Source organism: Amycolatopsis sp. NPDC004747 (assembly GCF_053601335.1).
Window position 1 is genome coordinate 462,860 of the sequence record NZ_JBSGBQ010000002.1, and the last position, 22,626, is coordinate 485,485.

Below are 22,626 nucleotides of genomic sequence, written 5' to 3' on the forward strand. Positions count from 1 at the left end.
TCAGCACTCGATGACGTTCACCGCCAGGCCGCCTCGGGCCGTTTCCTTGTACTTCACGCTCATGTCCGCGCCCGTCTCGCGCATCGTCTTGATCGCCTTGTCCAGCGTCACCACGTGACTGCCGTCACCCCGCATCGCCATGCGGGCCGCGTGGATCGCCTTCGACGCTCCGACCGCGTTGCGCTCGATGCACGGGATCTGGACCAGGCCGCCCACCGGGTCGCACGTCAGGCCCAGGTGGTGTTCCACGCCGATCTCGGCCGCGTTCTCCACCTGCGCCGGGGTTCCGCCGAGCACCTCCGTCAGGCCCGCCGCGGCCATCGCCGAGGCCGAACCGACCTCGCCCTGGCAGCCGACCTCCGCGCCCGAGATCGAGCCCGTCTGCTTCAGGATCGAGCCGATCGCGCCCGCCGTGAGCAGGAACGTCACGATCCCGTCGTCGGTCGAGTGCCGGATGAAGCGCTGGTAGTAGTGCAGCACCGCCGGGATGATGCCCGCGGCGCCGTTGGTCGGGGCCGTCACCACCCGGCCGCCCGCCGCGTTCTCCTCGTTGACCGCGAGGGCGTACAGGCTCACCCAGTCCATCGCGTACAGCGGGTCGTCCGCGCCGTCCTCGGCCAGGAGCTTCTCGTGCAGCGCGCGGGCGCGCCGCGGCACCTTGAGGCCGCCCGGCAGGACGCCTTCGTGCGTGCAGCCGTTGCGCACGCACTCCGCCATGACCGCCCAGATGTCCAGCAGCCCGGACCGCACCTCTTCGCGGGACCGCCACGAAAGCTCGTTCGCCAGCATGATCTCGCTGATCGGCAGGCCGGTCGCCGAGCAGTGCGCGAGCAGGTCCGCGCCGGTGCGGAACGGGTACGGCACCGGGGTCGAGTCCTCGACGAACACTGTGTCCGTCTCGTACGACTCGTCGCGGACGAAGCCGCCGCCGACCGAGTAGTACGTGCGCTCGCGCAGCAGCGAGCCGGCAGCGTCGAACGCGCGGAACACCATGCCGTTCGGGTGCGCGGGCAGCGACTTGCGCCGGTGCATGGTGAGGTCGGTGTCCTCGTCGAACACGATCTCGTGCGTGCCGCCGAGAAGCAACCGCCCGGACTCGCGGATCTCCGCGATGCGGCCCGGCACGGTGTCCGTGTCGATCTCTTCGGGACGCTCACCCGACAGGCCGAGCAGGACGGCTTTGTCGCTGCCGTGGCCGAAGCCGGTCGCGCCGAGGGAGCCGAACAGCTCCGCCTGGACGCGGGACGTCCGCGCGAGGTCGTCGCCGAGTCCGTCCACAAAGGTCAGTGCCGCCCGCATCGGCCCGACGGTGTGGGAGCTCGACGGGCCGATGCCGATGGAAAACAGGTCGAAGACGCTGATCGCCATTGATCCGCCCCTTCCTATCGCGCCAGCAGGGAGCTGGCCTCTTGCGAAGCCGGGCCCTGGTCGGCGAGGTGGGCCAGGTTCTCCGGCAGCTCTTCTCCACGGTGACGCTTGGTCTGGGCGTAGAGGCGCCCGGCGCGGTACGAGGACCGCACCAGCGGACCCGCCATCACGCCCGCGAAGCCCAGCGCCTCGGCGGCCTTGGAGTGCTCGACGAACTCCTCCGGCTTCACCCACCGGTCCACCGGGTGATGCCGCGGCGAGGGACGCAGGTACTGCGTGATCGTCAAAATCTCACACCCCGCGTCGACCAGGTCCTGCATCGCCGGCGCCACCTCGTCAGGGGTCTCGCCCATGCCCAGGATCAGGTTGGACTTGGTCACCAGACCGGCCTCACGCGCCTTGGTGATGACTTCCAGCGACCGCGCATACCGGAACCCGGGACGGATCCGCTTGAAAATCCGCGGCACCGTCTCCACGTTGTGCGCCAGCACCTCCGGCCGCGACCCGAACACCTCGGCCAACTGCTCAGGATCCGCGTTGAAGTCCGGAATCAACAGCTCGACACCGGTACCCGGGTTCAACGCGTGGATCTGCCGGACCGTCTCCGCGTACAGCCACGCGCCGCCATCTTCCAGGTCGTCGCGGGCGACGCCGGTGACCGTGGAGTACCGCAGACCCATTGCCTGCACCGACTCCGCAACCTTCCGCGGCTCAGTGCGATCCAACGCAGCGGGCTTGCCCGTGTCGATCTGACAGAAGTCACATCGACGCGTGCACTGGTCGCCACCGATCAGGAAGGTGGCCTCACGGTCTTCCCAGCACTCATAGATGTTCGGGCAGCCGGCTTCTTCACAGACGGTGTGCAGGCCTTCGCGACGCACCAGACCCTTGAGCTCGGTGAACTCCGGCCCCATCCGCACCCGCGTCTTGATCCACGACGGCTTCTTCTCGATCGGCGTCTCACTGTTGCGAACCTCGAGACGCAGCAGCTTCCGCCCTTCGGGCTGAGCGCTCATCGGGACAGGTCCGCGTACAGCGGGTGCTTCTTGGCCAGCGTCTCGACCCGGTCGCGCAGCTTCGCCCGCACGGCCTCGTCGAAGTCCGGCTTCAGCGCCTCGGCGATGACGTCGGCGACCTCGGTGAAGTCCTCGGCCTGGAAGCCGCGGGTGGCCAGGGCCGGCGTGCCGATCCGCAGCCCGGAGGTGATCATCGGCGGACGCGGGTCGAACGGGACGGCGTTGCGGTTGACCGTGATGCCGACCTCGTGCAGCCGGTCCTCGGCCTGCTGGCCGTCCAGAGTGGACTGGACGAGGTCGACCAGCACCAGGTGGACGTCGGTGCCGCCGGTCAGCACCCGAACCCCCGCCGAAGCGCAGTCGGCCTGCGAAAGCCGCTCGGCCAGGATCCGCGAGCCGTCCAGGGTGCGCTGCTGACGCTCCTTGAACTCCTCGCTCGCGGCGATCTTCAGCGCGACGGCCTTGGCCGCGATGACGTGCTCCAGCGGCCCGCCCTGCTGGCCCGGGAACACCGCCGAGTTGATCTTCTTCGCCAGCTCCTCGCGGCAGAGGATGAGCCCGCCGCGCGGGCCGCCGAGGGTCTTGTGCGTGGTCGTGGTGACGATGTCGGCGTGCGGCACCGGCGACGGGTGCAGCCCGGCCGCGACCAGCCCGGCGAAGTGCGCCATGTCCACCATCAGCTTCGCGCCCACCTTGTCCGCGATGCGGCGGAACTCGGCGAAGTCGAGCTGACGCGGGTAGGCCGACCAGCCGGCGATGATCAGCTTCGGCTCGTGCTCGACGGCCAGCCGCTCGATCTCGGCGAGATCGACGATCCCGGTCTCTTTGTCGACGTGGTAGGCGACGACGTTGTAGAGCTTGCCCGAGAAGTTGATCTTCATCCCGTGCGTCAGGTGGCCGCCGTGGGCCAGGTCCAGGCCGAGGATCGTGTCGCCCGGCTTGAGCACGGCGAACATCGCGGCCGCGTTGGCCTGCGCGCCCGAGTGCGGCTGGACGTTGGCGTGCTCGGCGCCGAAGAGGGCCTTCGCGCGGTCGATGGCGAGCTGCTCGACGACGTCGACGTGCTCGCAGCCGCCGTAGTAGCGGCGGCCGGGGTAGCCCTCGGCGTACTTGTTGGTCAGCACCGAGCCCTGCGCCTCGAGCACGCCCACCGGGGCGAAGTTCTCGGAGGCGATCATCTCCAGGGTGGACTGCTGGCGGGTGAGCTCGGCCGCGACGGCCGCGGCGACCTCGGGGTCGACGTCGGCGAGGGGGGCGTCGAAAGTCGTCATCAGTTCTCCTGGGTGTGCGCGGCGTAGGCGGCGGCGTCGAGCAGGTCCGGCACGTCCCCGGTCAGACGCACCTTCAGGAGCCATCCTTCGGTGTAGGGGTCGGAGTTGATGACCTCGGGGGTGTCCGATGTGGTGCCGTTCACCTCGACGACCTCGCCGGAGACCGGCGCGTACAGCTCGCTGACCGACTTGGTCGACTCGACCTCGCCGAACACCTCGCCGGCGGTGATCGTCGAACCCGCGTCGGGCAGCTGGACGAACACGATGTCACCGAGCGACTCGGCGGCGAAGGCGGTGATGCCGACGGTGGCCACGCCGTCCTCGACCTTCAGCCACTCGTGTTCCTTGGTGTACTGCAGGTTCTCGGGGATGCTCACAGCTGGGAGTCCTTTACGCGCGGGAGTAGAAGGGCAGGGCGACGACCTCGACGGGCTCGATCCTGCCCCGGATGTCGACGGAGAGCTCGGTGCCGGGCTCGGCGTACGCCCGATCGACGTACGCCATGGCGATCGGGTAACCCAGCGTGGGCGACAGGGCGCCGCTGGTCACTTCCCCGATCTCGGTGCCGTCGGCCAGCAGCTTGTAGCCGTGACGCGGGGCACGGCGACCCGACCCGCGAAGGCCGACGCGCACGCGCGGGACGTCCTGCGTGGACCGCTCTTCCAGGGCCGCGCGACCGACGAAGTCGCCCGGCTTCTCGAACTTGACCACGCGGCCGAGCCCGGCCTCGAACGGGCTCTGCTCGACGGTGAGTTCGTTGCCGTACAACGGCATCCCGGCTTCCAGCCGCAGCGTGTCGCGGCAGGCGAGACCGGCCGGGACCAGGCCGTGCGGCTCGCCCGCGTCCATCAGCAGGCGCCACAGCGCCGGTGCCTCGTCCGCGTCGACGAACAGCTCGAAGCCGTCCTCGCCGGTGTAGCCGGTGCGGGCGAGCAGGACGTCGTGGCCCTTCACCGACGCCGGGACGCTGGCGTAGTACTTGAGCGCGTCCAGGTCGGCGTCGGTCACCGCGCTCAGGATTTCGACGGCCTTCGGCCCCTGGACGGCGATCAGCGCGGTGGTCTCGGACCTGTCGTCCACGACGGCGTCGAAGCCCGCGACCCGCTCTTCCAGGGCGTCGGCGACGACCTTCGCGTTGCCCGCGTTGGCGACGACCAGGTAGTGCTCGTCGGCCAGCCGGTAGACGACCAGGTCGTCCAGGACACCACCGGAAGCGTCGCAGATCATCGTGTACCGCGCCCGGCCCGGCTTGACCCCGGTCAGGTTGCCGACCAGCGCGAAGTCCAGGACGTCGGCCGCCTGCTTGCCGGTGACGTGGATCTCGGCCATGTGCGAGAGGTCGAACAGCCCGGCCGCCTCGCGGACGGCCTTGTGCTCGGCGAGCTCGCTGGCGTAGCGGACCGGCATGGACCAGCCGGCGAAGTCGGTGAACAGCGCACCGAGTCCCTTGTGGACTCCGTGCAGGGAGGTTTCCTTCGACACGTCGGGATCAGCCTTCGTAAGCGTTGAGGGGCGGGCAGGAGCACACGAGGTTACGGTCGCCGCGGGCGCCGTCGATGCGACGCACCGGGGGCCAGTACTTGTTCTTGCGCGAAACACCCGCCGGGTACACGGCCAGCTCCCGGTCGTAGCGCTTGTCCCACTCGCCGACCAGCGTCTCCGCGGTGTGCGGGGCACCCCGCAGCGGCGACTCCTCGGCGGTCCAGCGTCCGTTGGCCACCTCGTCGATCTCGGCGCGGATGGCGATCATCGCGTCGCAGAACCGGTCGATCTCGCCCAGGTCCTCGGACTCGGTCGGCTCGACCATCAGCGTGCCCGCGACCGGGAACGACATCGTCGGCGCGTGGAAGCCGTAGTCGATGAGCCGCTTGGCGACGTCGTCGACCGTGACGCCGGTCTCCTTGGTGAGCTGGCGCAGGTCGAGGATGCACTCGTGCGCGACCAGGCCGTCCTGGCCGGTGTAGAGCACTGGGTAGTGCGGCGCCAGGCGCGAGGCCACGTAGTTCGCGGCCAGCACGGCGACCTTGGTGGCCGCGGTCAGGCCGGGCGCGCCCATCATCCGGACGTAGGCCCAGGAGATCGGCAGGATCGACGCCGAGCCGTAGGGCGCGCCGCTGATCGGGCCGACGCCGGTCTCGGGACCGGCCGCGTCGAGCAGCGGGTGGTTCGGCAGGTACGGCGCCAGGTGCGCGCGCACCGCGACCGGACCGACACCCGGGCCGCCACCGCCGTGCGGGATGCAGAAGGTCTTGTGCAGGTTCAGGTGCGAGACGTCGCCGCCGAACTCGCCCGGCTTGGCCAAGCCGAGCAGGGCGTTGAGGTTCGCGCCGTCGACGTAGACCTGGCCGCCGCCGTCGTGGACGATCTTGGCGAGCTCGTCGATGTCGTGCTCGTACACGCCGTGCGTGGACGGGTAGGTGACCATGATCGCGGCCAGGGTGTCCTTGTGGGTGTCCACCTTGGACCGCAGGTCGGCGAGGTCGACGTTGCCCTCGTCGGTGCACTTCACGACGACCACGCGCATGCCGGCGAGCACCGCGGAGGCGGCGTTGGTGCCGTGCGCGGACGACGGGATCAGGCAGACGTCCCGGGCCTCGTCGCCGTTCGCGCGGTGGTAGGCGCGGATGGCGAGGAGCCCGGCCAGCTCGCCCTGGCTGCCCGCGTTCGGCTGGAGCGACACCTTGTCGTAGCCGGTGACCTCGGCCAGCCAGCCGGCCAGCTGCTCGACCAGCTCGTGGTACCCGGCAGCGTCCTCGGCCGGGGCGAACGGGTGGATACCGGCGAACTCGCGCCAGCTGATCGGCTCCATCTCGGTGGTGGCGTTGAGCTTCATCGTGCAGGAGCCGAGCGGGATCATGCCGCGGTCGAGCGCGTAGTCCAGGTCGGACAGCTTGCGCAGGTAGCGCAGCATCGCCGTTTCGGAGCGGTGGGTGCCGAAGACCTCGTGACCCATGAAGCCGCTCTCGCGGGCCAGGCCGTTCGGCAGCGCGACACCGTCGTCGACCTCTTCCTCCACGCCGAACGCGCGAAGGACCTTCGCCGTGATCGCGGGGGTGCTGACCTCGTCGAAGGCGACGCGGACGTGGTCGGCGTCGACGTGGCCGAGGTTGATCCCCTGCTGCCGCGCCACCGCGTGGACCTCGGCGGCCTGGCCCGGGACGCGCGCGACGACGGTGTCGAAGAAGGACTCGTGCACGACCTCGACGCCGGTCCTGCGCAGCGCCTCGGCGAAGCCCGCGGCCAGGCCGTGGACGCGCTGGGCGATCTTCTTCAGGCCGTCCGGGCCGTGGTAGACCGCGTACATCGCGGCGAGCACGGCCGGCAGCACCTGCGCGGTGCAGATGTTCGACGTCGCCTTCTCGCGGCGGATGTGCTGCTCACGCGTCTGCAGCGCGAGCCGATAAGCCGGGTTGCCGTCGGCGTCGACCGAGACCCCGACCAGGCGCCCGGGCAGCGACCGCTCCAGGCCCGCGCGGACGGACATGTACCCGGCGTGCGGGCCGCCGTAGCCGAGCGGGACGCCGAAGCGCTGGGTGGAGCCCGCGGCGACGTCGGCGCCGAACTCGCCCGGCGCGGTGATCAGGGTGAGCGCGAGCAGGTCGGCGGCGACGGTGAACAGCGCGCCCGCGGCCTTCGCCGACTCCGAAATCGCGTGGTAGAAGCCGCGGCCGCGCAGCACGCCGGAGGCGCCCGGGTACTGGACGACGACGCCGAAGAACTCCTCGGGCAGGCCGGTGAGCAGGTCGCGGACCTCGACCTCGATGCCGAGCGCCTCGACGCGGGTGCGCACGACGGCGATGGTCTGGGGCAGGCACTCGGCGTCGAGCACGACCTTGTTGGACTTGGACTTCGACGCGCGGCGCATCAGCGTGACGGCTTCGGCGACGGCGGTCGACTCGTCCAGCAGCGAGGCGTTCGCGGTGGCCAGGCCGGTCAGGTCGGCGACCATGGTCTGGAAGTTGAGGAGGGCTTCGAGGCGCCCCTGCGAGATTTCCGGCTGGTACGGCGTGTACGCGGTGTACCAGGCCGGGTTCTCGAGGACGTTGCGGCGGATCACGCCGGGGGTGACGGTGTCGGAGTAGCCGAGGCCGATCATCTGCGTCATCGGCCGGTTGCGCGCCGCGAGGGCGCGCAGCTCCGCGGTGGCGTCCTCTTCGGACGCGGCGGGCGGGAGCCGCAGGTCACGGGTGGCGCGGATGGCGCTCGGGACGGCGGCGCCGACGAGGGCGTCCAGGCTGCCGTAGCCGCATTCGGCGAGCATCTTCGCGCGTTCGGCCTCGGACGGGCCGATGTGGCGGGCGTCGAACTGCGTGGAAGTGATCGGGAGCTCCTTGGGCCGGGCACACCAGTGCGCTGGAACTCCCCCTCTGTCATGGCACCTGAGAGTTTCACCGTGGGCGACACGGCTTTCACCTTGGGTGAGGCGCGGGTGCGCCTGCTTTCCAGAGTGGCCTCGCGCGAAGCGGTAGCAGGTACCTGAGAGATTCCGGGGAGTTTGCTCCTTCGGTGCCCCACCGACTTCGTGAGGGCTCTCCCGCCTCGGCTCTACGGCCCGATCTGCAGTTGTGACGGCCACGGTACCCGGCGCTTCCCGCGGCCGTCTACTTCACCCGGCCAACACCACATCAGTCTTCGACCCCGCCTCGATCGGCGACCCGGCGCACCACCCGGCCGGCCAGCGCGGGCGGGCGGCGCACCCGGCCCGAGGGCAGGACCAGCCGCTTCAAGGGCCCGCCCAGAGGCACCGGCGGGTGGCCGGCACCGAGCAGCACCTGCTCGACGATCTGCTCGGCGTGCCAGGCCACCGAGTCGTTGAGCCGGTCCAGGGACGGCCGGTCGCCGTCGAAGACGTCCTCGTCGGCCAGCGTCACCTCGTAGTACGGGCAGCCCGGCGGGACCGAGAGCGATTCCTCGATCGCCCTCGCCCCGTCGAGCGGGTCGGCGAACCCCGCTTCGAGCAGCGCCGACCGGTAGATCCGGGCCGCGCGGGCACGCATCTTCGGGCCGTAGCGGACCACCACCGGGAGCCTGCCGGTCAGGTCCGGCACCGCGAGGCCGTGCAGCAGCATGATCGGCGGTACCGAGTGCACCAGCCGCGGCGCGGGTTCGGCCAGCTCACGGGCGGTGCTGCGGACCCGGTCGGCCATCGCGTCCGGGAGGCCGAAGTAGCGGAAGTCGACGTTGCCGAACCCGAGCCCGTCGGCGACCAGCGAGGCCAGCAGCTCGCCGTAGCCCCAGATCGGCGACAGCACGACCACCGGCGGCGCGGCGACCACCGGCGACGGCACGGGCGGGCGGGTGGCCTCCTGTTCGGGCACCTGGATCACCAGCCGCGGCGGCTCGTGCCAGTCGTGCACCTCGGCGACCCGCCAGTACAGCCCGCGCGGGCGCCACAGCTCGCCGAGCACGTCGTGCTCGATGATGCGCCGCACTTCGGCGTCGGAGTAGGGGAGGTCCCGCGGCGGCACGATGCCGACGTAGTGGTGGTAGGTGACGCGGACCTCGTCGCCGCGGGTGGCCGAGCGGATCCGCATCTCCCAGTCGATCGGCGACGCCGCGATCGCGTTGGCCACCTGCGTGCCGGGCGAGGAGTAGACGAGCGCGGTGGCCTGCCGGAGGAACTGCCCGGCCCGGTCGATGCCCTCCCGCAGCGCCTTCGCCGCCTGGGCGACGTGCACCGGCCCGGCGAGGCTCTCGGGCAGCACGCCGGCGACGCGCAGGAGTTCGGCCTCCCCCAGCCCGGTGACCTCGGCGAGCTGGGCCCAGTGGTCGAACACCGTCACCTTCGGCGCGTGCCGGTGCTCGATCCAGCTGCGCAGGGTCGACGTCGGAACACCGATGCGCCGCGCGGCCTCGTCCAGGGAGAGCCCGCGGGAGCGGATGCCGGTCCGGACCGCTTCCGCCCATTCGTCGGCGCGCCAGTGCGTCACCTCACAAAGCTAACGAAACCCGCTAGCTTTGCGCGGGGACAACCCGCCCACGGCGCTCCGACGCTGGTCACCATGACGACCACCCTCATCGCCCTGACGCTCATCGTCGGCGTGCTGACCTTCGCCGCCGGCGCCTTCCTCGCCTCCGAGGTCACCACCCGCGTCCTGCGCCGCCGGGAGAAAGCGATCTCCGAGGAGCGCAAACGCCTCAACGCCGCCTGGAAGTTCCTCAAGGAGGTCTACGGCGTCAAGACGCGCCGCTAGAACGTGGCGATCGGGTTGACCGGGCTGCCGGACGTGCCGGCGAAGCGGACCGGCGCGACGGCGAGCTGAAAGTCCCACTGGCCGAGTTCGGCGGCCGTCGCCGCGCACGCCTCGAGGTCGCAGTTGTCGAGCAGCCAGAGGCCCATCGCGACGAGGCCCACGGTGTGCACCGGCATCGCCAGGTCGTCGTACCCCGACGGCTGGACGTCGGTGGGCGTGTCGGCACCGATCAGCGCCACTCCCCGTTCGTGCAGCCACGGCAGGCAGGACGCGTGCCAGCCGGCCTGCGTGACGCCACCGGACGCCCCGGCCTCGTGCCGGACGCGGCCGTAGCCGGTCCGCAGGAGGACCGCGTCGCCGGAGCGCACCCGGACACCCTGGCGGCGCTCGGCCTCCTCGAGGTCGCCGGGGAACACCCCGTCACCCGGTTCCAGCGACGGCACACCGCGGACCTTTGCGATGTCCAGCAGGACCCCGCGCGTGACGATCCCGTTCGCCGCCGCCGTGACGGCTCCCCACGCCGCTCCCGTCTCGGCGCCGACCAGCGCGTGCGACCGCCCGTTGTACATCTTGCCGTCCCAGAAGATGTGGCAGGGCGAGTCGACGTGGGTGATCGTGTTGCCGTGGAACAGGATGCCGAGGCGCTCGTTCGAGTAGCCCCAGTGCCGGTCGTTGCGGAAGCCGGGCAACGGCATGTTCTCCGCGCCCGGCATGTCGGCGAAGCACGGGCACGTCGTCGTCGACCGCTCCATCTCTTCGGGCACGGCCACCTCCCACGCGCACGAGACGCTCCGGCCGTGGCGCACGGCCCCCGCCGCCGCGAGCCGGACGTCGTCGGTGATGTGGTTCAGCGTGCCGAGCTCGTCGTCTTCGCCCCACCGCCCCCAGTTCGACAGCGCGTCGAAGTACCCGAGCACGTCGTCCTGGGTGGGCACCGGCCGCTCCGCTGTCATCGCGCCAGCCTGTCAGATCGGGGTGACGTACGCCCCCGAAATGCCGCCGTCGACGAGGAACTGCGACGCCGTGATGAAGCTGGCGTCGTCGCTGGCCAGGAAGGCGACCGCGGCCGCGATCTCCTCCGGCTCGGCGAACCGGCCGACCGGCACGTGGACCAGCCGCCGCGCCGCGCGTTCCGGGTCCTTGGCGAACAGCTCCTTGAGCAGCGGCGTGTTCACCGGTCCCGGGCACAGCGCGTTGACGCGGATGTTCTCCCGCGCGAACTGGACGCCCATCTCGCGGCTCATCGCGAGCACGCCGCCCTTGGACGCGGTGTAGGAGATCTGCGAGGTCGCCGCGCCCATCACCGCCACGAACGACGCCGTGTTGATGATCGAGCCCTTGCCCTGGCGCTGCATGTGCGGCAGGACGGCCTTGCAGCAGTGGTACACCGAGGTCAGGTTGACCCGCTGCACGCGGTCCCACGCCTCGATGCCGGTGGTCAGGATGGAGTCGTCCTCGGGCGGGGAGATGCCGGCGTTGTTGAACGCGACGTCGACCGAGCCGAACTGCTCGACCGTGCTGTGGAACAGGTTCTCGACCTGCTCGGCGTCGGTGACGTCGGTCTGGATGAACGCGCCGCCGATCTCGTCGGCGGCTGCCTTGCCCTCGGCCGGCGAGAGGTCCGCGATGACGACCTTCGCGCCTTCGCTCGCCAGGCGCCGGGCCGAGGCGAGCCCGATGCCGCTGGCGCCGCCGGTGATGACCGCGACGCGGCCTTCGAAACGCTGGACCATTACTCCTCCGTGCTCAGAAAGACGTTCTTGGTTTCGGTGAACGCCGCGGCGGCGTCCGGGCCGAGCTCGCGGCCGAGACCGGACTGCTTGAAGCCGCCGAACGGCGTCCAGTAGCGCACCGACGAGTGCGAGTTCACCGAGAGGTTGCCGGATTCGACGCCGCGCGCAACTCGGAACGCGCGGCCGGCGTCGCGGGTCCAGATCGACCCGGACAGGCCGTACTCGGTGGCGTTGGCCATCCGGACCGCGTCGGCTTCCTCCGCGAACGGCACGACGGCGACGACCGGGCCGAAGACCTCTTCCGCCGCGACCGGGTGCCGCAGGTCCGGCGGGGTGAGGACGGTCGGCGGGAACCAGAAGCCGCGGCCATCGGGCGCGGTGCCGCGGAACGCCACCGGCGCGTCGGCCGGGACGTAGGAGGCGACCTTCTCCCGGTGCGCGGCCGAGATCAGCGGGCCCATCTCGGTCTTCTCGTCGCCGGGGTCGCCGACGACGACGCCGTGCACCGCGGGTTCGAGCAGCTCCATGAACCGGTCGTAGGCGCCGGCCTGCACCAGGATCAGCGAGCGCGCGCAGCAGTCCTGGCCGGCGTTGTCGAAGACGCCGTAGGGCGCTGTCGCGGCCGCTTTCTCCAGGTCGGAGTCGGCGAAGACGATGTTCGCGTTCTTGCCGCCGAGCTCCAGCGTCACCCGCTTCACCTGCGCCGCGCAGCCCGCCATGATCTGCTTGCCGACCTCGGTCGAGCCGGTGAAGACGACCTTCCGCACGGCCGGGTGGTCGACGAACCGCTGCCCGACCACGGACCCCTTGCCGGGCAGCACCTGGAAGACGTCCTCCGGGATGCCCGCCTCACGGGCCAGCTCGGCCAGCCGGATGGCGGTCAGCGGCGTCAGCTCGGCGGGCTTGAGGACGACGGTGTTGCCCGCGGCGAGCGCGGGCGCGAACCCCCAGCCGGCGATCGGCATCGGGAAGTTCCACGGGACGATCACGCCGACCACGCCCAGGGGTTCCTGGAAGGTGACGTTGATCCCGCCCGGCACCGGGATCTGCTTGCCGATCAGGCGTTCCGGGGCGGCGGAGTAGTAGGTGAGGACGTCGCGGACGTTGCCCGCCTCCCAGCGGGCGTTGCCGATGGTGTGCCCGGAGTTCTCGACCTCCAGGCGGGCGAGGTTTTCGATGTCGGCCTCGACGGCGTCGGCGAAGCGGCGCAGCAGCCGTGCGCGGTCGCCGGGGGTGACGTCGCACCAGGCCGGGAAGGCCGCGTGGGCGCGGGCGATCGCCGCGTCGGTCTCCTCGGCGCTGGTCAGCGCTACCTCCCGCACCACCTCCTCGGTGGCCGGGTTGAGGACGGCGAAGGTGGTCATCGGGTCTCCTTGCTCGCTTCGACGAGAGCCTGGAACAGCCGGACGTCGTCGGTGTCCTGTTCGGGGTGCCACTGGACGCCGAGGGTGAACTCACCGGGTAGTTCAGCGGCCTCGATCGTGCCGTCGGTGGCCCACCCGACCGGTTCCAGCCCGGCGCCGAGCCGGTCGATCGCCTGGTGGTGGTAGCAGAGCGTCTTGGTCTCGGGGCCGAGGATCGCCGCCGCGCGGCTGCCCCCGGCGAGCGTGACCGTGCCCCGGCCGAACGTCGCCGGCGCGGGCTGGTGCTCGGTGGACTCGGTGGCCTCCGGCAGGTGCTGGGTCAGGGTGCCGCCGAGGGCGACGCTCATCACCTGCAGGCCGCGGCACACGCCGAGGACCGGCTTGCCCGCCTGGCGCGCGGCGGCGAACAGGCCGAATTCGAAGGCGTCCCGCTCCGGCCGGACGTAGGTGGCCGGGTGCGGCTCGGCGCCGTAGCGCCCGGGTTCGACGTCGGCGCCGCCGGTGAGCACCAGGCCGTCCACAGTGGACACCAGGCGCTCGTGCGCGTCGGACACCGGGGGCAGCAGCACCGGGGTGCCGCCCGCGGCGACGACGCAGTCGACGTAGCCGCGGTGCAGCAGCACGGCTTCGGTGTCCCAGACGCCGAACTTCGCCGGTTCGAGGTAGCTGGTGAGGCCGATGACGGGCTTAGAGGCGCTCGAAGCCACGGATCAGCTCCCAGTCGGTGACGGCGGCGTTGTAGGCGTCGATCTCGATCTTCGCCGCGTTCAGGTAGTGGTCGACGACGTCGTCGCCGAAGGCCGCGCGCGCCAGGTCGCTGCCGTCCAGCGCCGCGGCGGCCTCGGGCAGCGTCGTCGGCACGGTGCCGCGGCCGGAGTTGTAGGCGTTGCCGGTGAACGGTTCTTCCAGTTCAAGCTCGTTCTCGATGCCGTGCAGCCCGGCGGCGACCAGCGCGGCGACGGCGAGGTAGGGGTTGACGTCCCCGCCCGGCACGCGGTTTTCCACGCGCAGCGACTCGCCGTGGCCGACGACGCGCAGCGCGCACGTGCGGTTGTCGGTGCCCCAGGCGATCGCGGTCGGCGCGAAGCTGCCGGGTACGAACCGCTTGTAGGAGTTGACGTTCGGCGCGAAGAAGTAGGTCAGCTCGTGCAGCCCGGCGAGCTGGCCGGCCAGGAAGTGCTCCATCAGCTTCGAGAAGCCGTGCTCGCTGTCGCCCGCGAGGACGGCCCGGCCCTCGGTCGAACGCAGGCTGATGTGGATGTGGCAGGAGTTGCCTTCGCGCTCGTTGTACTTCGCCATGAAGGTGAGGCTCTTGCCCTCCTGCGCGGCGATCTCCTTGGCGCCGTTCTTGTAGACGCTGTGGTTGTCGCAGGTGGCGAGCGCGTCGGTGTAGCGGAAGGCGATCTCCTGCTGGCCGGGGTTGCACTCGCCCTTGGCGGACTCGGGGTAGAGCCCGGCGCCGGCCATGTCGTTGCGGATGCGGCGCAGCAGCGGCTCGAGCCGCGCGGTGCCGAGCATCGAGTAGTCGACGTTGTACTGGTTGGCGGGCTTGAGACCGTGGTAGCGCTTGTCCCAGGCCGTCTCGTAGGTGTCGTCGAAGACGATGAACTCCAGCTCGGTGCCGACGAAGGCGGCGAGCCCGCGTTCGGCGAGCCGGTCGAGCTGGCGGCGCAGGATCTGGCGCGGCGACATCGGGACGGGGCCGCCCTGGACGCGTTCGACGTCGGCGAGGACGAGCGCGGTGCCCTCGTGCCAGGGGATTTCCCGCAGCGTCTCGAGGTCGGGGCGCAGCACGAAGTCGCCGTAGCCGCTCTCCCAGGAGGAGAGCGCGTAGCCGTCGACGGTGTTCATGTCGACGTCGACGGCGAGCAGGTAGTTGCAGGCCTCGGTGGCGTGGCCGACGACCTCGTCGAGGAAGTACTCGGCCGAGCAGCGCTTGCCCTGCAGCCTGCCCTGCATGTCGGTGAGCGCGACGAGCACGGTGTCGATCGTGCCCGCGTCCACGCGCGCCCGGAGTTCGTCGAGCGTGAGCATGCCTCGCCTGCGTGCCATCGTCGCCCCAAAGGTTTGATATGAATCCTTTGCCGGTCCTTCCTACCCGGTCGGGTGGGCGTGGTCAACCCGAGAAAAGGTATCTTTTTGAACCATTGAGTCGGCGGCCGGTTTGTCCGGGTTGCCCGGCTGAGAAGAGTCTGTGAATCCGGCGCTCCGGGAGGAAAACCGGGGGCTCGCACGTTGAACGGGGCAAGAGAGGTGAGATCGATGACCACAGCATTCACGCAGCAGACCACGATCGGACAGCAGCAGGCCCGGCCCCAGCTCCCGACCCTGCCCACCGGCTGGCCGATCGGTTCGTACGAGTCCTACGAGCAGGCACAGCGGGCGGTCGACCACCTCGCGGGCGCGGACTTCCCCGTCACCGACGTCACGATCGTGGGCGTGGAACCGATGCTCGTCGAGCGGGTGGCGGGCAAGATGTCCTGGGGCCGGGTGCTGAGCAGCGCGGCCACGTCCGGTGCGCTGTTCGGGTTGTTCCTCGGCCTGATGCTCAGCCTGCTCAACCCGGGCGCGGGCCTGGTCCCGATCGTGATCGGCCTCGTCGCCGGTCTCGGGTTCAACCTGCTGTTCGGCGCGCTGGGCTACGCGGTGAACCGCAACAAGCGCGGGTTCATCTCGCAGAGCCAGCTGGTGGCCCGGCGGTACGACGTGCTGTCCCAGCCGCGGAACGCGGAGAAGGGCCGCGCGCTCCTGGCCGACCTTGCGGCGCGCAGCGCGTTCGGCCACTGATCGGGCAGCGCTTCGGTCACTGAACGGGCAGCACGTCCGGTCTCTGAACCGGCAGCGCTTTCGGTCAGTGACCCGGTAGGTCGCCCGGTCACTGACCCGGTAGGTCGCCCGGCCACTCATCCGGTAGCTCGCGAAGGCCGTCTCCTGCGGGAGGCGGCCTTCGCCGTGTCCGAGCAGCCCCCGGTTTCCACGCTACCGGGAGGGGCCGACAGGTCCGGGCGGGCTCGCCACGCACGGCCCGAGTTGTCCACAACGCCGAGCCGAGGCCCCGGTTGTCCCCACCAGCCCGGCCGGCGCCCCGGAACCGTCGGTGCCCGCCGGTAGCGTGGAAACGGGGGCTGCTCAGGTGCCCGAGGACACCGTTGGCGCGTCCGGGATCTCCGCCAGGTCCAGTGGCTGCTGCTGCGGCCGGCCCGTGCGGAGCAGCTTCCCCCAGCCCGCGCGGTCGTACCGCGCCGGCGGCGTCTCGGCCAGGAACTCCCGCAGGATCTCGAGGAACCGCTCCGGATCCGACCGGTGCGGGAAGTGGCCCACCCCCTCGAAGAGGACCAGCCTGCTGCCCGGCATCGCCCGGTGCGCGCGCAGCGCGTGGCCGCTCGGCACCACGCGGTCCTCCGTGCCCCACACCAGCAGCGTCGGGATCCCCTCGGTCAGGTAGCACCGGTCCAGCATGTTGACCACCTGGCCGCGCCAGTCGACGACCGAGCGCAGCGTCCGCAGGAACGCCGACCGCGTGTCCGGCTCGAGCAGCCGCGCGTACCGGGTCAGCACGTAGTCGAGGTCCGCGTCGTCGAAAACCCGCAGCAGGCCGGCGAACCCGCGCAGCGCCGCCACCGCGGGCGGGGTCCCCAGCAACGGCAGCAGCAGCCCCGCCCCCGGCGCCGCCGCCAGCCGCAGCAGCGGGTGGACGCTCGCGCCGACCCCGCCCGAACCCACCAGGACCAGGCGTTCGCAGCGCTCCGGGAACTGGTAGGCGAACTGCATCGCGACCCCGCCGCCGAGCGAGTGCCCGACCACCGTCACCCGGTCGACGTCGAGGGTGGTCAGCAGGTCGCGCATGCCGCACGCGTAGGCGGCGACCGAGTAGTCCGCGCGCGGTTTCGCCGAAAAGCCGTGGCCGAGCAGGTCGGGCGCGATGACCGTGAAGTCGTCGGCCAGCGACGCCAGCAGGTCCAGCCACGTCGACGAGTCGTCGCCGATGCCGTGCAGGAAGAGCAGCACCGGCCCGCGCCCGGCCATCCGGTAGGCGCGCTCGTACCCGTGGACGACCCGGGTGCGCGGGGCGAACCTGTCCGTCGGTGGCGTCACCCGCCCAGCTCAGCACGCTCACGTTCGCGCGGCGTTTCGGGCGCGTTCGGAACGGGTGAACGCGCCCGGAACGGCCCTACCTGGTCGGCGTCGGCGATGGCGTCGGTGACGCCGATGGTGACGGCGTCGGCGACGGCGTGGTCGTCGTGGCCGGCACGGTCACCTTCGGGATCGCGGCGCTGAACGGCACGCCCCCGAGCTCCCGGCAGGCGCCGCGGTAGCCGTTGTAGCCGTTGTAGTTGCCCTGGTCGTCGACCACGCCCTGCTCGATCTTCGGGCGGGGGAACCGGTTGTCCGAACCGATCTTCTGGCGGCTGCCGCTCGAGCGCTCGCAGCCGTAGCGGGTCAGCGTGAGCGGCCTGCCCTCTTCGTCGTAGAGGTAGACCTCCGTCAGCGGCCTGCCCTCGGCGTCGAAGGCGTAGACGTTCTCGACCTCGCGCCCGCCGTAGAACAGCTGGTCGGTGCCGTAGTGGTCCGCCGAAGACGGGTAGTACGACGACGGGCTCGAGTAGGAGCTGCGGCCGAAGAGGTCGACCGCGGCACCGAAGCCGCCCAGCGCGCCGCCGATGACGAACGCCGAGATCGGCACGGCCACCCACAGCAGCCGCCGGTCGGTCCGCACCCGCGGCCCCACCCACAGCGCCGCGACGGCCGCGAGGATCAGGAACGGCAGCAGCAGCACGCCACTCCGGTGCCGCAGCATGAACAGCAGCCCGAACGCGATCAGCGCGACGGCACACAGCACCCACCACGCCGGCTTGAGCGAACCGGCGAAGCGCAGGAACTTGCCGGTGTCCTCCTGCTCGCGCCCCTTGGCCATGGTGTCGCGCAGCCACACCACCTCCGGCAGGGCCAGCACCGGCTCGACCCCGCCACGCAGCAGCAGCACGAGGCTGACGACGAACACCGGCGCGAACAGCAGGAGGCCGATGAAGGCGTCGGGGCTGAGGGAGACGGTGGCGCCGAACGCGAGCAGGGCGAGCCCCAGCGCGCAGAACACCAGGCCCCACAACGCGATCCGCGGCTTCACCAGGCTGGGCGCGGCCGTCGCGAGCACCTGCGTGGTGCCCTCCCCCGGCGCCGGGTACCCGCCGGCCGCGCGCAGCTCGGCGGCGTAGCTCTCGGGGGTTCCGAGCCGTTCGATGAGGGTCTCGACGCGGGCGCCCTCCCCCAGCTCGGCCTCCAGCTCCGCCAGGTGCGGGCGGACGTCTTCGAGGATTTCTTCGATCTCGCTCGCGGGCAGGTCGGCGAGCGCGGTCCGGACCCGCGCCAGATACACCCGCACGGCGGTCGGCTTGTCGCTCATGCTGCCTCTCCCAAAAGCGCGTTCATCGTCGATGCGAAGCTCTGCCACGTCTTGCCCGACTCCGCCAGCCGCGCCCGGCCCGGCTCGTTCAGGCTGTAGTACTTGCGGTGGGGTCCCTCTTCACTGGGAACCACGTACGAGGTCAGCAATCCGGCCTTGTACAGGCGCCGCAGAGTTCCGTACACCGACGCGTCCCCCACCTCGTCCAGGCCGGCGGCCCGGAGTCTTCTCAGTACGTCGTACCCGTAGCCGTCTTCTTCGCGGAGCACCGCGAGGACGGCGAGATCGAGCACGCCCTTGAGCAGCTGACTGATCTCCACTGCACCCTCCAGTCTTACGCTTGGAAAGGTACCACGCATTGCACAGTAGTGTGCACGGCGGAGGCCCAATGGCGCGACGCCGCCGGTCAGCCCCGGGTGTCGACCGGCCGCTCGAAGAAGGATTCGAGGACCACGATCGTCTGCGTGCCGGTGACGCCGTCGATCGCGAAGAGCCGGCGCAGCGAGGCCTGGAGGTCTTCGGTCGTCGCCGTGCGCACCTTGACCAGCAGCGACGCCGGGCCGGCGATGACGTGCGCCTCCACGACTTCGGGCAGCGCTTCGAGCGCTTCGCGGACGGGGCGGTCGCCCATCCAGGCGTTCGCTTCGACGAGCACGAAGGCCGCGACGCCGCGGCCGACGGCAGCCGGGTCGACGTCCACGGTGGTCCGCCGGATGACGTCCTGGTCCCGCAGCTTGCGCACCCGCTCGTGGGCCGCGCCCGCGGAGAGCCCGACGGCTTTGCCCAAGGCGGCGTAGGCCTGCGTCGCATCGCGCTGAAGTTCCTTGAGCAGTATGCGATCTACTTCGTCCACGGCTTGACCGTATCAGGTTCGGTGATCCATGCTTTTTGCAGAATCTCATGAGGAGCGGTCGATGGACTTGATCAAGACGGACTTCCAGCTGCTGGACGAGCGGTTCGCCCGCGTCAACGGCGACGAGTGGACGCAGCGCCTGCACACGGGCTGCCGCTGGACGGAGGGGCCGGCGTACTTCCCGGCCGGGCGCTACCTGGTGTTCAGCGACATCCCCAACGACCGCACGCTGCGCTGGGACGAGACGACGGGCCGGGTCGGCGTCTTCCGTCAGCCGTCCAATTACTCGAACGGGCACACTGTCGACCGCCACGGACGGCTGATCAGCTGCGAGCAGGGCCTTCGCCGCGTGACGCGCACCGAGCACGACGGCTCGATCACGGTGCTGGCGTCGGAGTACCGGGGGAAGCGGCTGAACAGCCCGAACGACGTGGTCGAGCACTCGGACGGGTCAATCTGGTTCACCGACCCGAGTTACGGCATCGACAGTGACTACGAGGGGTACCGGGCGGAGAGCGAGATCGGCGCGTGCCACGTGTACCGGGCAGCGCCGGACGGTGCGGTGACGATCGTGGCGGACGACTTCAGCCGGCCGAACGGCCTGGCGTTTTCGGCGGACGAGTCGCGGTTGTACATCGCGGACACGCGCCAGGACCCGAGCCACCTCAGGGTGTTCGAGGTCGGCCCGGAGGGCAGGCTGACCGGCGGCGAGATCTTCGCGACGAGCGACAGCGGCGGCTTCGACGGAGTCCGCGTGGACAGCGAAGGCCAGGTCTGGGCCGCGGCGCACGACGGTCTGCACTGCTTCGCCGAGGACGGGACGCGGATCGGCAAGCTGCGCATCCCGGAGGTGTGCTCGAACTTCACGTTCGGCGGCGCGAGGGGCAACGAGCTGTTCATCACGGCCTCGAGTTCGGTGTACACGCTGAGGGTGACGGTGAACGGGGCCCGCTACCCACGCTGAGAAGCACGCGCGGATTCCGCTGCGGCGACGGCACGGGCAGATCGCGGCAGCGGAAACCAGGGCGGCCGCAAGCCCCACGCGAGCCGATCGCCGCCGCGGGAGGCCGCGCAAACCGCCACCGGCCAGCCGCAAGCCCCACGCGGACCAAACACTGCAGCTGGAGCAGGACCGCCGACCGCGCAAGCCCGCGCTAGCCGGGTGTGGCCGTCTCCACTCGTTCCGCCACTGCGTTGCGGTGGCGCCAGGCTCGGCTCACCTGGACCAGCCAGGCCGCCTCGGCCGCCACGTCCGCCTCCGCCTCCGGGGCCGGGTCCGGCGGGTGGTCGGGTTCGCGGTCGAAGCGGCGTCCGGCGCGGCCCGCCTCGATCGCCGCCGCCAGGGTCACCGCTTCCACCGTTGCTGCCACCTCCGCCTCGCGGACGCCCGCCCGGCGCGCCGCCGCTTCCGCGCGGGCCGGGAGGTCCGGATCGAAGTGGGGGCGCAGCGCCAGGTGGCCGTCGCGGATTTCGATCACCCTGCGGTACAACGCGAACTCCGCGCCTCCCGCGAGTTCGCGCCCCGGGTCGAGGGCGATGCCCGGGACCGCCGTGCGCAGCGCCGTCCACAGCGGCTCGATGCGGCGGTACGCCCGGTACGCGCGCACCCGGCCGACCACCGACGACACCGCCGGCGACCACGCGCTGAGCGTCGCCCCGGCCGCCACGCAAACGATCGTCACGGCCGCGAGGATCGAGGACGGCAGGTCCTCGCGGGCGCCGATCCGGGCCGTCCGGGCCAGCCGGACGACGTCGTCGACGTCCCAGAACGTCCACGCGGCCGCCGAGCCGACGCCGACAGCCAGCAGCCACAGCCCGGCGCGCAGCGGGCCCGGCTCGGCGTGCCACGCGCTGCGGGCGAACACCGCGAACAGCAGGCCGAGGCTGACCAGGCTGTACAGCAGGAACACCACCTTGTCGGCCAAGGCGAACGGCAGGGCGGCGTCCGAGAAGACCGTGTCGTCGCCCACGCGCCGCGGTTCGGAAAGCGCGAAGCACACCGCGAGCAGCACCATCGTCGCTCCGGTGAACAGGGCGTGCGGCGCGAGCCGCGCGCCTTCGCCGCGCCACACCGACTGCGTGAAGGCCACCGCGAAGCCGATCGCGCCCAGCTTCAGCTCGTCACCGGCCAGGTTCAGGACCCACTCGGCCACCGGGCCCGGGCCGGCGAGGGCCGACATCGCGGGCGTCAGCACGAGGATGCCGGTGGCGATGCAGATGCCGAAGCCGGCGAGGAACCACATCGTGCGCGCCGGCTGGCTGCGGCGCGCCTCGATGAGCTTGTACCCGAACCCGGCGAAGCCCACCGCACAGAGGTAGTAGGCGAGGGTTTCGATCACGGCGCGCGGCGGCCGAACAGGGAATCGAAGCGCCGCACGCCTTCCGGGACACCGGGCGCGGGCTCGCGGGCCTGGGCGGGCCGGGCGACGCGCTGGGCGAGCAGGCTCGCGACGAGCTCGGCTTCGCGCTCCTCGACCTCCGAGTAGGTGGTGCGCCCGAGCACCCGCCGGACGAGCTCGGGCGAGAGGTTCGGCATGAGCTGCCGCCCGGCCGCGGCATCGATGGCCACCCCGTCGGCACCCGCGGCGTGGCTGTCGGAGCCGACGTGGCCGCACAGCAGGTGCCCGACCTCGTGCAGCACGATGTGCCGCCGGTGCAGGGCGGTCGTGTTGGTCGGGTAGAGGATGTAGTCGGCGCGTTCGGTGCTCATCAGCAACCCGCACGGCGCACCTTCGGGCGCACTGACCGGCATCAGCTCGATGGGCCGCCCGCGCTCGGCGGCCAGGCCCGCGACGAAGGCGCCGGCCTCGAAGGGTTCGGGCAGGCTGACGCCATCGGCGACCTGACGGGCCCGCTGCCACAGCGAGCGGGCGGGTCGCCGCCGCCACGATGGTCGCGCCACCTCAGCCCTCCTTCACCACGCCGCGGACGGTCCCAGCCGGATCAACGCGGCAGAGCGCCGGTGGTTGCGCGGCCGGGGAAAATCCGACGCGCGGACGCCGGAAGAGGTTCCCGCGGACGGCTCGGCGGCCGGAGCGACGATACCGCCCACGCTCCCGGGCCGGCCCACGGAGGTGACGCGCACCGCGACCCCCGCCGGCTGCTCGCGACGGCCGGGCGCAGCTTCCAGGCTTGATGCCCACCAATCGCACCCGCACCGGCGGCTCCCGCGCCGGTAGCGCGCAACCCCGAACCCGCAACGGCACTTCGCGCCGGTAGCGCGCAAGCCCGCGCGAGCGGGGCGATCCGAAACCCGCAGGCAACTCGCAACGGCAGGCCGCAAGCTCGCCGCCCCACGGCTGCGAGACGCGGCGCCAAGCAAGCACTCCCGGCCCGCACCGCCCCGCAGCAGCAAGACGCGGTGCCACACAAGCACGCCCTCCCCGCACCACCCCCGGCAGCAAGGCACGGCACCAAGCACGCCCG

Annotated in this window: 21 protein-coding genes and 1 riboswitch; of the genes, 3 read left to right on the top strand and 18 right to left on the bottom strand. The window is 71.3% G+C overall.

The window, feature by feature from the left end; genetic code table 11:
- The 7 genes from ACWEGE_RS04515 to ACWEGE_RS04545 form a co-directional block, all read right to left on the bottom strand.
- Positions 1-1,368 (bottom strand): L-serine ammonia-lyase, encoded by a 1,368-nt coding sequence (locus ACWEGE_RS04515; RefSeq protein WP_449659015.1) that lies wholly within the window; start codon positions 1,366-1,368, stop codon positions 1-3.
- A gap of 14 nt (positions 1,369-1,382) precedes the next feature.
- A complete protein-coding gene (gene lipA / locus ACWEGE_RS04520; RefSeq protein ID WP_449659016.1) occupies positions 1,383-2,384 on the bottom strand; it encodes a lipoyl synthase in 1,002 nt (333 codons plus the stop codon).
- On the bottom strand, positions 2,381-3,655 hold the full coding sequence (glyA, locus tag ACWEGE_RS04525; RefSeq protein WP_449659017.1) for a serine hydroxymethyltransferase: 1,275 nt from the start codon (positions 3,653-3,655) through the stop codon (positions 2,381-2,383). Before glyA ends, lipA begins: the two co-directional genes overlap by 4 nt.
- The gene (gene gcvH, locus ACWEGE_RS04530; protein WP_372670496.1) at positions 3,655-4,032 is read right to left on the bottom strand and encodes a glycine cleavage system protein GcvH; all 378 of its coding nucleotides are present in this window, start codon (positions 4,030-4,032) and stop codon (positions 3,655-3,657) included. Before gcvH ends, glyA begins: the two co-directional genes overlap by 1 nt.
- A gap of 13 nt (positions 4,033-4,045) precedes the next feature.
- The gene (gene gcvT, locus ACWEGE_RS04535; RefSeq protein ID WP_449659018.1) at positions 4,046-5,137 is read right to left on the bottom strand and encodes a glycine cleavage system aminomethyltransferase GcvT; all 1,092 of its coding nucleotides are present in this window, start codon (positions 5,135-5,137) and stop codon (positions 4,046-4,048) included.
- 7 nt (positions 5,138-5,144) lie between these two features.
- On the bottom strand, positions 5,145-7,976 hold the full coding sequence (gene gcvP / locus ACWEGE_RS04540; protein WP_449659085.1) for an aminomethyl-transferring glycine dehydrogenase: 2,832 nt from the start codon (positions 7,974-7,976) through the stop codon (positions 5,145-5,147).
- A gap of 132 nt (positions 7,977-8,108) precedes the next feature.
- Positions 8,109-8,202: riboswitch (glycine riboswitch) on the bottom strand.
- A 78-nt stretch (positions 8,203-8,280) separates the two neighbouring features.
- Complete coding sequence (locus ACWEGE_RS04545) at positions 8,281-9,585, bottom strand: helix-turn-helix domain-containing protein (RefSeq protein ID WP_449659019.1); 1,305 nt, start codon at positions 9,583-9,585, stop codon at positions 8,281-8,283.
- 72 nt (positions 9,586-9,657) lie between these two features.
- Between ACWEGE_RS04545 and ACWEGE_RS04550 the strand changes: the two genes are divergently transcribed.
- Positions 9,658-9,849: a hypothetical protein gene (locus ACWEGE_RS04550; RefSeq protein WP_449659020.1), complete on the top strand. Its 192-nt coding sequence runs from the start codon at positions 9,658-9,660 to the stop codon at positions 9,847-9,849.
- Here ACWEGE_RS04550 and ACWEGE_RS04555 read toward each other — a convergent pair.
- Genes ACWEGE_RS04555 through ACWEGE_RS04575 form a run of 5 tightly spaced genes read right to left on the bottom strand, consistent with a single transcriptional unit; the run spans position 9,846 to position 14,980 of the window.
- Positions 9,846-10,802 carry a cyclase family protein gene (locus ACWEGE_RS04555; RefSeq protein ID WP_449659021.1) on the bottom strand — a complete coding sequence of 319 codons (957 nt, stop codon included), beginning with the start codon at positions 10,800-10,802 and terminating at the stop codon, positions 9,846-9,848. The two genes, ACWEGE_RS04550 and ACWEGE_RS04555, sit on opposite strands and share 4 nt — an antisense overlap.
- 12 nt (positions 10,803-10,814) lie before the next feature.
- Positions 10,815-11,582 carry a 3-oxoacyl-ACP reductase gene (locus ACWEGE_RS04560; RefSeq protein ID WP_449659022.1) on the bottom strand — a complete coding sequence of 256 codons (768 nt, stop codon included), beginning with the start codon at positions 11,580-11,582 and terminating at the stop codon, positions 10,815-10,817.
- Positions 11,582-12,946 carry an aldehyde dehydrogenase family protein gene (locus ACWEGE_RS04565; RefSeq protein ID WP_449659023.1) on the bottom strand — a complete coding sequence of 455 codons (1,365 nt, stop codon included), beginning with the start codon at positions 12,944-12,946 and terminating at the stop codon, positions 11,582-11,584. The genes ACWEGE_RS04560 and ACWEGE_RS04565 overlap by 1 nt, the downstream gene beginning before the upstream one ends.
- Positions 12,943-13,653 carry a gamma-glutamyl-gamma-aminobutyrate hydrolase family protein gene (locus ACWEGE_RS04570; protein ID WP_449659024.1) on the bottom strand — a complete coding sequence of 237 codons (711 nt, stop codon included), beginning with the start codon at positions 13,651-13,653 and terminating at the stop codon, positions 12,943-12,945. The genes ACWEGE_RS04565 and ACWEGE_RS04570 overlap by 4 nt, the downstream gene beginning before the upstream one ends.
- Positions 13,634-14,980: a glutamine synthetase family protein gene (locus ACWEGE_RS04575; protein WP_449659086.1), complete on the bottom strand. Its 1,347-nt coding sequence runs from the start codon at positions 14,978-14,980 to the stop codon at positions 13,634-13,636. The genes ACWEGE_RS04570 and ACWEGE_RS04575 overlap by 20 nt, the downstream gene beginning before the upstream one ends.
- Before the next feature lie 228 nt (positions 14,981-15,208).
- Here ACWEGE_RS04575 and ACWEGE_RS04580 point away from each other — a divergent pair, with 228 nt between their 5' ends.
- The gene (locus ACWEGE_RS04580) at positions 15,209-15,733 is read left to right on the top strand and encodes a general stress protein (RefSeq protein ID WP_449659025.1); all 525 of its coding nucleotides are present in this window, start codon (positions 15,209-15,211) and stop codon (positions 15,731-15,733) included.
- A gap of 342 nt (positions 15,734-16,075) precedes the next feature.
- Here the strand turns inward: ACWEGE_RS04580 and ACWEGE_RS04585 are convergent, their stop codons facing one another.
- The 4 genes from ACWEGE_RS04585 to ACWEGE_RS04600 form a co-directional block, all read right to left on the bottom strand.
- Positions 16,076-17,041: an alpha/beta fold hydrolase gene (locus tag ACWEGE_RS04585; protein WP_449659026.1), complete on the bottom strand. Its 966-nt coding sequence runs from the start codon at positions 17,039-17,041 to the stop codon at positions 16,076-16,078.
- Between the two features lie 76 nt (positions 17,042-17,117).
- Entirely contained in the window at positions 17,118-18,347 is a 1,230-nt protein-coding gene (locus ACWEGE_RS04590) for a DUF1700 domain-containing protein (RefSeq protein WP_449659027.1), read from the bottom strand.
- Positions 18,344-18,667 (bottom strand): PadR family transcriptional regulator, encoded by a 324-nt coding sequence (locus tag ACWEGE_RS04595; RefSeq protein ID WP_003090651.1) that lies wholly within the window; start codon positions 18,665-18,667, stop codon positions 18,344-18,346. Before ACWEGE_RS04595 ends, ACWEGE_RS04590 begins: the two co-directional genes overlap by 4 nt.
- 86 nt (positions 18,668-18,753) lie before the next feature.
- Positions 18,754-19,200 carry an Lrp/AsnC family transcriptional regulator gene (locus ACWEGE_RS04600; protein ID WP_449659028.1) on the bottom strand — a complete coding sequence of 149 codons (447 nt, stop codon included), beginning with the start codon at positions 19,198-19,200 and terminating at the stop codon, positions 18,754-18,756.
- A gap of 61 nt (positions 19,201-19,261) precedes the next feature.
- On the opposite strand from ACWEGE_RS04600, the gene ACWEGE_RS04605 reads away from it, so the two are divergent.
- Positions 19,262-20,164 carry an SMP-30/gluconolactonase/LRE family protein gene (locus ACWEGE_RS04605; RefSeq protein ID WP_449659029.1) on the top strand — a complete coding sequence of 301 codons (903 nt, stop codon included), beginning with the start codon at positions 19,262-19,264 and terminating at the stop codon, positions 20,162-20,164.
- A 190-nt stretch (positions 20,165-20,354) separates the two neighbouring features.
- Here the strand turns inward: ACWEGE_RS04605 and ACWEGE_RS04610 are convergent, their stop codons facing one another.
- Positions 20,355-21,539: an MAB_1171c family putative transporter gene (locus tag ACWEGE_RS04610; RefSeq protein WP_449659030.1), complete on the bottom strand. Its 1,185-nt coding sequence runs from the start codon at positions 21,537-21,539 to the stop codon at positions 20,355-20,357.
- On the bottom strand, positions 21,536-22,102 hold the full coding sequence (locus ACWEGE_RS04615; protein WP_449659031.1) for a hypothetical protein: 567 nt from the start codon (positions 22,100-22,102) through the stop codon (positions 21,536-21,538). Before ACWEGE_RS04615 ends, ACWEGE_RS04610 begins: the two co-directional genes overlap by 4 nt.
- Positions 22,103-22,626: the final 524 nt, after the last annotated feature.